The 7,948-nt window shown below is 69.6% G+C and carries 9 protein-coding genes and 1 pseudogene; 1 reads left to right on the top strand and 9 read right to left on the bottom strand.

Translation table 11 applies throughout. The features are described 5' to 3' along the window. The 6 genes and pseudogenes from AXA74_RS23400 to fliF all read right to left on the bottom strand — a co-directional run. Nucleotides 1–444: pseudogene (locus tag AXA74_RS23400) on the bottom strand (flagellar hook-length control protein FliK); the annotation flags it as partial. Nucleotides 445–460: 16 nt separating this feature from the next. Continuing rightward, nucleotides 461–907, bottom strand: a complete 447-nt coding sequence (gene fliJ / locus AXA74_RS23395) for a flagellar export protein FliJ (protein WP_029581233.1) — start codon at nucleotides 905–907, stop codon at nucleotides 461–463. Then, nucleotides 900–2,354 carry a flagellar protein export ATPase FliI gene (gene fliI / locus AXA74_RS23390; RefSeq protein ID WP_032956719.1) on the bottom strand — a complete coding sequence of 485 codons (1,455 nt, stop codon included), beginning with the start codon at nucleotides 2,352–2,354 and terminating at the stop codon, nucleotides 900–902. Before fliI ends, fliJ begins: the two co-directional genes overlap by 8 nt. Continuing rightward, nucleotides 2,336–3,076 carry a flagellar assembly protein FliH gene (gene fliH, locus AXA74_RS23385; protein ID WP_032956722.1) on the bottom strand — a complete coding sequence of 247 codons (741 nt, stop codon included), beginning with the start codon at nucleotides 3,074–3,076 and terminating at the stop codon, nucleotides 2,336–2,338. Before fliH ends, fliI begins: the two co-directional genes overlap by 19 nt. Beyond that, nucleotides 3,069–4,079 (bottom strand): flagellar motor switch protein FliG, encoded by a 1,011-nt coding sequence (gene fliG / locus AXA74_RS23380; RefSeq protein ID WP_029581230.1) that lies wholly within the window; start codon nucleotides 4,077–4,079, stop codon nucleotides 3,069–3,071. The genes fliH and fliG overlap by 8 nt, the downstream gene beginning before the upstream one ends. Beyond that, complete coding sequence (gene fliF / locus AXA74_RS23375; protein ID WP_029581229.1) at nucleotides 4,069–5,730, bottom strand: flagellar basal-body MS-ring/collar protein FliF; 1,662 nt, start codon at nucleotides 5,728–5,730, stop codon at nucleotides 4,069–4,071. Before fliF ends, fliG begins: the two co-directional genes overlap by 11 nt. Before the next feature lie 278 nt (nucleotides 5,731–6,008). Here fliF and fliE point away from each other — a divergent pair, with 278 nt between their 5' ends. Then, nucleotides 6,009–6,347 carry a flagellar hook-basal body complex protein FliE gene (fliE, locus tag AXA74_RS23370; protein ID WP_029581228.1) on the top strand — a complete coding sequence of 113 codons (339 nt, stop codon included), beginning with the start codon at nucleotides 6,009–6,011 and terminating at the stop codon, nucleotides 6,345–6,347. 8 nt (nucleotides 6,348–6,355) lie between these two features. Here the strand turns inward: fliE and AXA74_RS23365 are convergent, their stop codons facing one another. The 3 genes from AXA74_RS23365 to fliK form a co-directional block, all read right to left on the bottom strand. Further along, a complete protein-coding gene (locus tag AXA74_RS23365) occupies nucleotides 6,356–6,763 on the bottom strand; it encodes a hypothetical protein (RefSeq protein WP_032956727.1) in 408 nt (135 codons plus the stop codon). Further along, on the bottom strand, nucleotides 6,756–7,058 hold the full coding sequence (locus tag AXA74_RS23360) for an EscU/YscU/HrcU family type III secretion system export apparatus switch protein (RefSeq protein ID WP_029581226.1): 303 nt from the start codon (nucleotides 7,056–7,058) through the stop codon (nucleotides 6,756–6,758). The genes AXA74_RS23365 and AXA74_RS23360 overlap by 8 nt, the downstream gene beginning before the upstream one ends. Continuing rightward, a partial coding sequence (gene fliK, locus AXA74_RS23355; protein ID WP_060833336.1) for a flagellar hook-length control protein FliK occupies nucleotides 7,055–7,948 on the bottom strand: 894 nt, incomplete at its 5' end. The genes AXA74_RS23360 and fliK, both read right to left, overlap by 4 nt.

The raw sequence follows: 7,948 nt of genomic DNA, 5'->3' as shown, positions 1-7,948 counted from the left end.
CGGGGCGGCATTGGCGGCGGCCACGCGCGCCTGGACCTCGGCGACCTGCGCGGCGATCTCCAGCGCCTGCTGCGGCAGCGTGGGCGCGGGGGGCAGGGCCGGCACCGCCTGGGCCAGGGCCAGCGCGGCGGCGGCTTCGGCCTGCCGGAGATCCGCTTCTTCGGGGCCGGCTTCGCTGTCCTGCCCGGCCGCCTGGGCCGGCTTGGCCGGCGGGCTCGCGGGCTGGGCAGGCGGCTTTGGCGCATCGGCGCGGGCGGCCGGCCTGTCCTTGTCCTTGCCCTGGGCGGCGGGCTTGGCCGGCGCCGGGGTGTCGTCGCCCTGTTGCTTGAGGACCTTGGCAAAGCTGCTGCCGCCCTCGCTGGTCGCCGTCACGCCGGCCGTGGGCAGGGGCGTGGACGAAGTGGCGTTCGTGAAGGGAAGGGTCATGGCGGAAGGACTCATCATGGCGGCGTTCCGTGGATTACATGCCGGCCTGGCGGCGGACCAGGCGAGCCGAGATTTCGTCATTGGCGCGCTGTTCGCGGCGCGCCTCGGTCAAGGCGCGGCTGCGGGCGTCGCGCTCGGCCAGGGTGTCGAAGGAATTGAGCTTGCGCTTTTCGCGCTGCCAGTTCAGCCGCCCCTGCATCAGCTGCATATCGGCGTTGTGCAGCACATGGGTCTGCTGGCTGATGGCGTCGTCCAGCGTGCCGATGAAGCGCTGGTAGTTGTGGCAGTCGGCGGCCGACATGCCGGCCACCATCGCGTCCTGCAGGCGCTTGAGATAGTCCTGGCGGTAGTCGTGCAGCATGCTGAGCTGGCGCTCGGCATTGCTGCGCTCGGCGTTGAGCCGGCCCAGTTCGCGGGCCGCCTCGTCCGTGCTCTCCTTGGCCAGGCCGATCAGCATGTCCAGGGGCAATTGGCTAGGCATGGACGTCTCCCAGGGCGAAAGTGGCGCGCAGGATTTCCACGGCGTCGCCGTAGCTGACGTTCTCGCCGATATCCTGCTGCAGATAGGCCTCCAGGCGCGGATAGCGCGCGATGGCTTCGTCGAGCTGCGGGTCGGCGCCAGCGACATAGGCGCCGACGGAAATGAGGTCGCGGTTGCGCTGATAGCGCGACAGCATCTGCTTGAAACGGCGCACCATACTGAATTGCTGCGGCGTGATGAGCGAGGTCATGGCGCGAGATATCGAAGCCTCGATATCGATGGCCGGGTAATGCCCCGCTTCGGCCAGGGTGCGCGAAAGCACGACATGGCCGTCCAGGATGGCGCGCGCCGCGTCGGCGATCGGGTCCTGCTGGTCATCGCCCTCGGTCAGCACGGTATAGAAGGCCGTGATCGACCCGGCCTTGCCGTTGGGGCCGGGGGCGCCCATGCCGGTGCGCTCCACCAGGGCCGGCAGCTTGGCGAAGACCGAGGGCGGGTAGCCCTTGGTGGCCGGCGGCTCGCCGATGGCCAGGGCGATCTCGCGCTGCGCCATGGCGTAGCGGGTAAGCGAATCCATGATGAGCAGCACATCCAGCCCCTGATCACGGAAATGCTCGGCCAGGCGGGTCGCGTAGGCCGCGCCCTGCAGGCGCAGCAGCGGCGAGACGTCGGCGGGCGCGGCCACCACGACCGAGCGGGCCAGGCCGTCGGCGCCCAGGTTGTGCTCGATAAATTCCTTGACTTCCCGGCCCCGCTCGCCGATGAGGCCCACCACGATGACGTCGGCGCGCGTGTAGCGGGCCATCATGCCCAGCAGCACGCTCTTGCCCACGCCCGAACCGGCGAACAGGCCCATGCGCTGGCCGCGGCCCACGGTGAGCAGGCCGTTGATGGCCCGCACGCCCACGTCCAGCACGGCGTCGATCGGCGCGCGCGACAGCGGATTGATGGGTTGGGCCGACAGCGGGGCCAGGTCGGCCCCGGTCAAGGGACCCAGGCCGTCGAGCGGGCGTCCGGCGCCATCGACCACGCGGCCCAGCAGCGCATTGCCCACCGGCAGGTGGCGGCCCAGCTGCGGCTTGGCGTTGCCATTGAGTTCGGCCTTGCGGGGCAGGGGGACCGGTCTTTGCACGGCCGGCTCGGCGGGCATGACCCGCGCGCCCGGCGGCAGGCCGGAAATATCGGCCTGCGGCATCAGATAAAGGGTGTGGCCGTCGAAGCCGACGACTTCGGCATCGGCCCAATGGTCGTGTCCGCGCGCGATCTCGATGCGGCAGGCCGCGCCCACCGGCAGCCGCAGCCCGGTGGCATGCAACACCAGGCCCGTGGCCCGCGTGATGCGTCCGGTAGCCAGCGCGGGCTCGGTCGAGGCCGCGCGGATCGAGCCGATCTGCAGCTGTGTCTGCCAGCGGTCGATGGCCGGGGCGCTCACGCGCTTTCCTCCCAGGCGGTGGCGCGGCCCAGCGAGGCCGCCACGCGGCGCCAGCGTGTCTGCAGGGTCGCGTCGATGTCGCCGAACGGCGATTCGGCCCGGCAGCCGCCGCGGCGGATGGACTCGTCGGCCAGCACGCGCCAGTTGCCGTCGCGCAGTTCATCGGCCAGATGCAGCCGCACCAGCTCCAGGTCTTGCGGGTGGACCCAGAGGCGCAGTACGCCGCCCTGGCCGGGCGGCGGCGTATGCAGCACCTCGCGTACGGCGTGCAGCATGCTCTCGGGCTGTTCGGCCAGGGTGGTGCGCAGGATCTGGCCCGCGATGTCCAGGGCCAGGGTCACGAGCGCCTGCCCCATTTTTTCTTCCAGCTGGCCCAGCGACGCGGCGGCGGCCGTGGACAGCGCCGCCAATTGCAAGCCTTCCTGGCGCGCCTGTTCGCGGCCTTCGGCCAGGCCGGCCGCATATCCGGCCTCGTGACCCGCCTGCCAGCCTTGTTCGTGGCCCGCCTGATGGCCGGCGGCCAGACCGGCCTCGTGGCCTTGCGCATAGCCCGCCTCGCGGCCCTGCGCCTCGGCCTCGGCGCGCCATTGGCGCTTGAGCGTTTCCGGATCCGGGCCCGGATCCACCGGAGGCGGCGCCACCGGTTCGGGCTCGGGCTCGGGGGCGTCGAACGACACCATCTGCCAGCGGCGCCAGGCGTCGCTGCTCAGGGCATCGTAGGCCGGCAATTCAGACATAGGCGTCGTCGCCCTGATTGCCCAGCGTGATCTGGCCGCTTTCGGCCAGACGGCGGGCGATCTGCAGGATCTTCTTCTGCTCGCCCTCGACCTTGGACATGCGGATCGGCCCTTGCGCGTCGAGATCTTCGCGCAGCATTTCGGCCGCGCGGCTGGACATATTGCGCAGGAACTTGGAGCGCAGCTCCTCGGTGGCGCCCTTGAGCGCGACCATGAGCGTGTCGTTGTCGATTTCCTTGAGGATGAGCTGGATGCCGCGATCCTCCACGTCGATGAGGTTGTCGAAGACGAACATCTCGTCGACGATCTTCTGCGCCAAGTCGGCATCGCGCTCGCGCAGGCTCTCGACCACGGCTTCTTCCTGGTTCGAGTTCATCATGTTCAGGATCTCGGCGGCCGTGCGCACGCCGCCCATCTTGCTGCGTTTGGCGCCCTGGCCGGCCAGCACCGAGTTGAGGACCTCGGTCAGCTCGGACAGCGCGGCCGGCTGCACGCCGCCGAACGTGGCGATGCGCAGCATCACGTCGTTGCGCAGGCGGTCGGTCAGCATGCTCAGCACGCCGGCGGCGCGGTCGCGCTCCAGGTGGACCAGGATGGTGGCGATGATCTGCGGATGCTCGTCGCCGATGAGCTCGGCCACGGTGTGCGGGTCCAGCCAGTTCAGCGCGTCGATGCCGCTGCCGCCTTCGCCGGCTTCGAGGATGTCCTCGATCAAGCCGGCGGCGCGGTCGCTGCCCAGCGCCTTGGTCAGCACGGTGCGGATGTAATCGTCCGAGCCCAGGGTCACGGCCATGAACTGATCGGCCTCCTGGCGGAATTCCTCCAGCACGCCGGCCACATCGCCCCGCGTGACCTGCTTGAGCGTGGCCATGGCCGCGCCGACCTGCTGCACCTCGCGCGCGGTCAGGTACTTGAAGACTTCGGCGGCGGCGTCCTCGCCCAGCGACATCAGGAGCACCGCGCTGCGGGTCATGCCGTCCAGCGGCTTTGCATCACTTTTCATCTTTCGTCATCCAGGCGCGCAGGACCATGGCAACGGCGCGCGGATCCTTGGTGGCCATATCGCGGGCGCGTTGCAGGTTGTCTTCGTAGCGGTTGACCTCCTTGGCGCGGGCGGTGGCCAGCGCTTCGCGCTCGGCCTCGGCGCGCGCGGCGGCGGCCTCCTCGGGATCGACTTGCGGGTAGAAGTAGTCGGTGACGACCGGGCGGATCTTGCGATACAGCCAGAAGACGATCAGCAGGCCGAAGACCCAGCCCAGCGCCGTCTTGAGCATGGCGATCAGTTCGGGATCGCGCCACATCGGCACCGTGGGCGGCGTGTCGTTGAACTGGCTGTTGACCACGTTCAGGGAGTCGCCGCGCGACTCCGAGTAGCCCATGGCTTCGCGCACCAGGTTGGTCAGCTTGTTGAGTTCCTCGGGCGGCAGCGCCTGGGGCTCGCCGTCCTTGCCTGGCAGATGGTTGACTACCACCGCGACCGACAGGCGCTTGAGCTGGCCCACGGGCTGCTTGACATGGCTGATGGTGCGGTCGACTTCGTAATTGGTCGTGGCGTCGCGGCGCTCGGTGCCCGGCGGCTGTTGATGCGCTTGCTGCGTGCCGGCCGTGCCCGGTTGCTGGGGCTGTTGTTGCTGCTGGGGCCGTTGCGGTTGGGCGGCGGGCGTGGTCAGCGGGGCCTGGACGCCGGCGGGCGGTTGATTGCTCAGGGCGCCGGGCACGCCGACGGCCGGGTTCACGCCCACCTGGCGCGAATCGCTGGTCTGCTGGCTGCGCACGGCGGCCTGGCCCGGCTCCTGGTTGGGACGGTAGGTTTCCGAGGTCTCCTCGCGGCGGGCGAAGTCGACTTCGGCGCTGGCCTGGGCATGGACATTGCCCGGCCCGACCAGGGGATTCAGGATGGTGAGGATGCGTTCGACCGTGCGCTGCTCGACCTCGCGCACGAAGCGCATCTGGTCGGCGTCCATGCCCCGGCCTTCGCCGGCGGGCGCCGACAGCAGGCGGCCGTTCTGGTCGACGATGGAGACGTTGTCGGCGGTGAGGTCGGGAACGCTGGAGGCCACCAGCCAGGAGATGGCCGAGACCTGGGCGTCGGCCAGGCTGCGGCCCGGATGCAGATTCAACAGCACCGAGGCGGTGGGCGGCTGCCGGTCGCGCACGAACAGCGACTGGCGCGGCAGCGCCAGGTGGACGCGGGCATGCTGCACCGAGTGCATGGCTTCGATGGAACGGGCCAGCTCGCCTTCCAGGCCGCGCTGGTAATTGATCTGTTCGGCGAACTGGCTGGCGCCGAAGCGCGCATTGTCCATCAGTTCGAAACCGACCGAGCCGCCGCGCGGCAGGCCCTGGCTGGCCAGCTGCATGCGCGCATCGTAGACACGGCTGCCCGGCACCAGGATGGCCGCGCCGTTGTCGCTGAAGCGGTAGGGCACGTTCATCTGGCCCAGGGCCGTGACGATGGCGCCGCCGTCGCGATCATCCAGGTTGGAGAACAGCACCTTGTAGTCCGGCTCCCGGCTCCAGAGCGCCGCGGCCACGATGAGGGCGACCAGGGCCGCCGCGCCGCCCAGCAAAACCGGCTTGGGCAGGGCGCGCACTTTTTCCAGAAACGGGAACCTGGCCAGCAGGGAGGTGCTCAGCGTCGCTTGCTGGTTCATTGGCGGCTCCCGCAGGCTGCGCGGAGCGGATGGGAGGACAACATGGGCGGGATAGGCAAGTTGCACACTATGGCTATGGGAGGCTGGATTATGGCTGGCCGCCCGGCAATCCCAATCGATGAAAACGAGCGTTTTTTGGCGTTATTTGTCCCCTATGTGCGCGGCCCCGCCGCAAGCGGGGAAGTGCGCCGTTTTTTGGCGCTTTTTAGGCGCTATGCCCGCGCGCGGCGGCTGCTAGCCTGTCGGCCTATCGTGTCCAGACCGAGCAAGGATTGAATATGGCGGTTTCCGGCGTCTCCGGTATCGAAAACATGTTGCAGCAGATGCGCGCCGTGGTGCGCGCCGCGCAGAGTGGCCAGGCCGGTCCGGCGGAGCTGTCGCCGGCGGCCGTGCCCGCCAGCTTTGCCGCCGAGCTGCAGAATTCGATCCGTAAAGTCTCCAATGCCCAGAACGCCGCGACCGCGCAGGCCAAGGCTTTCGAGCTGGGCGCGCCGGAAGTCTCGCTCAATGATGTGATGATCGACCTGCAGAAAGCCAGCCTGGGCTTCCAGACGGCGGTGCAGGTCCGCAACCGGCTGGTCGCGGCCTATAAAGAAATCTCGTCGATGTCGATCTGATCCCGGCTTCAGGCCGGGGTGTCCAGGGGGGTGTCGCGGCGCAGCAGCAGGGGGAACTCCGTGACCATGCTCAAGCTGGCGTCGGGGAAATTGAGCACGATGGGCCGGCCTGCCTGGAATTGCAGATGACTGCCGTCATCGACCGAGACCAGCAGTTCGACGGGTAGCGATCCGCTGAGGAATTGCGGCCCGCCGGGCATGGCGGCGGCCTGTCCGGGATCCTGCGGGCGCCAGAACAGGATGCCGGCTTGCCAATCCGTGCCCAGCAATTTGACGGGCCAGCTGCGGCCCTGGCCATCGCGGGCCAGGGTTTCATTGCCGGGCTGTATCGCGTATCGGAGGATGTCCGCGATCTGCCGCGGGTCACGCAGCAATTCGGTGTGGAACAAGGCCTGGGCGGTGGACGGGCTAGGCATGCGGCTCCCCCGCCATATCGGGCAGGGCGCGGGCCTCGAGGCGATACAGCCAGGCGAGCAGTTCAGCGACCGCGGTGTACAGCTGCGGCGGGATGTGAGAATCCAGGTCCACTTGCATCAACAGTCCAACCAGTTCGGGCGATTCGTGCACGTAGAGGCCATGCTCTTTGGCCGTGCGCACGATGGTGTCAGCCAACTGGCCATAGCCCTTGGCCACGACGCGCGGCGCGCTGTCGCTTTCGTCATAGCTTAGCGCGACCGCGGTCGTGCGAGGAGTGTCGTCAGACGAGCTCATACTTCGGGAAGCAGGAAATCAGGCGGCGGAAACGGCGAGGGGGCCATGGCCTGCACGGTCAGGTCGCTCAGGGTCAGCCCGGCGCGGGTCAGCTGCTGGCGCAACGCTTCGGATTCGCGGTTCAGTTCGCCGGCGCTTTGCGGCGCGGTCAATTGCAGCACCAGCTGCGAGCCGGCCAGCGACAGGCGGGCCTCGACCTCGCCCAGGCGAGGCAGGCGCAGCGTCAGCCGCGTGGCCCAATGGCTATCCGGATCCTGCGGCGATTCGCCATAAGGGTCGCGGCGGACCTCCCAGTCCATCTCGGCGCCGGGCCAGGGCTGGCCCTGCCAATGCACTACGCTGTTGGCGAGGATCTCCAGTTGCTGGCGGACCAGGGCATTGGTGTCCGGATGCAGGCCGCCGATGGGCGTGCCCGGCGCCGGCGGCGGGCCGGTGTCGGCCTGGGCGCTGAGGGTGAGCACGGCCGAGGAGGTGGGCGAGGGGCTGGCCGGCGCCGGTAGCGAAGGCGGCGGCGCGGTGATCTGGGGCGCGCGCGGCAAGGAGGCCTGCGGCTCGGCGCGCAAGGTCTCGGGCTGGCGCTGCCCATAGACCATGTCGGTCAGATGGGACTCGTAGAACAGGCCGCTGGTCTGCAGGCTCTGCCGCAGCGCCTGCGCAAACACCGCCGGCGACGGCAAGGCGGCGGGCTGCGCGCCTTGCGCGGACGAGGTGTGCGCGGTGGCTGGAGCCGGAGCGGAAGTGGAGGAGGCGGGGGCGGCCGCAGGGGCCGCCGAAGCCGGGACGGAAGAAGCGGGCTGGCCGCCCTGGACAGGGCCGCCGGGCGCGGCGGGAGCCGGCGAGGCGGGCGCGCCCGGCGGCGTCCACAGCGGCGCGCGGCCCTGGGCGGCCGG

The sequence above is a fragment of the Bordetella hinzii LMG 13501 genome, assembly GCF_001548475.1.
Lineage (GTDB): Bacteria > Pseudomonadota > Gammaproteobacteria > Burkholderiales > Burkholderiaceae_B > Bordetella > Bordetella hinzii.
The sequence above is the reverse complement of the archived record's forward strand: the minus strand, read 5'-3'. Positions and strand labels throughout refer to the sequence as shown.

What these genes read in the sequence shown, in the direction of transcription:
- AXA74_RS23365 (WP_032956727.1), bottom strand. Translation starts at nt 6,763, where the DNA reads ATGCCTAGCCCGTCCACCGCCCAGGCCTTGTTCCACACCGAATTGCTG.
- fliF (WP_029581229.1), bottom strand. Translation starts at nt 5,730, where the DNA reads ATGAACCAGCAAGCGACGCTGAGCACCTCCCTGCTGGCCAGGTTCCCG.
- fliJ (WP_029581233.1), bottom strand. Translation starts at nt 907, where the DNA reads ATGCCTAGCCAATTGCCCCTGGACATGCTGATCGGCCTGGCCAAGGAG.
- AXA74_RS23360 (WP_029581226.1), bottom strand. Translation starts at nt 7,058, where the DNA reads ATGAGCTCGTCTGACGACACTCCTCGCACGACCGCGGTCGCGCTAAGC.
- fliG (WP_029581230.1), bottom strand. Translation starts at nt 4,079, where the DNA reads ATGAAAAGTGATGCAAAGCCGCTGGACGGCATGACCCGCAGCGCGGTG.
- fliH (WP_032956722.1), bottom strand. Translation starts at nt 3,076, where the DNA reads ATGTCTGAATTGCCGGCCTACGATGCCCTGAGCAGCGACGCCTGGCGC.
- fliE (WP_029581228.1), top strand. Translation starts at nt 6,009, where the DNA reads ATGGCGGTTTCCGGCGTCTCCGGTATCGAAAACATGTTGCAGCAGATG.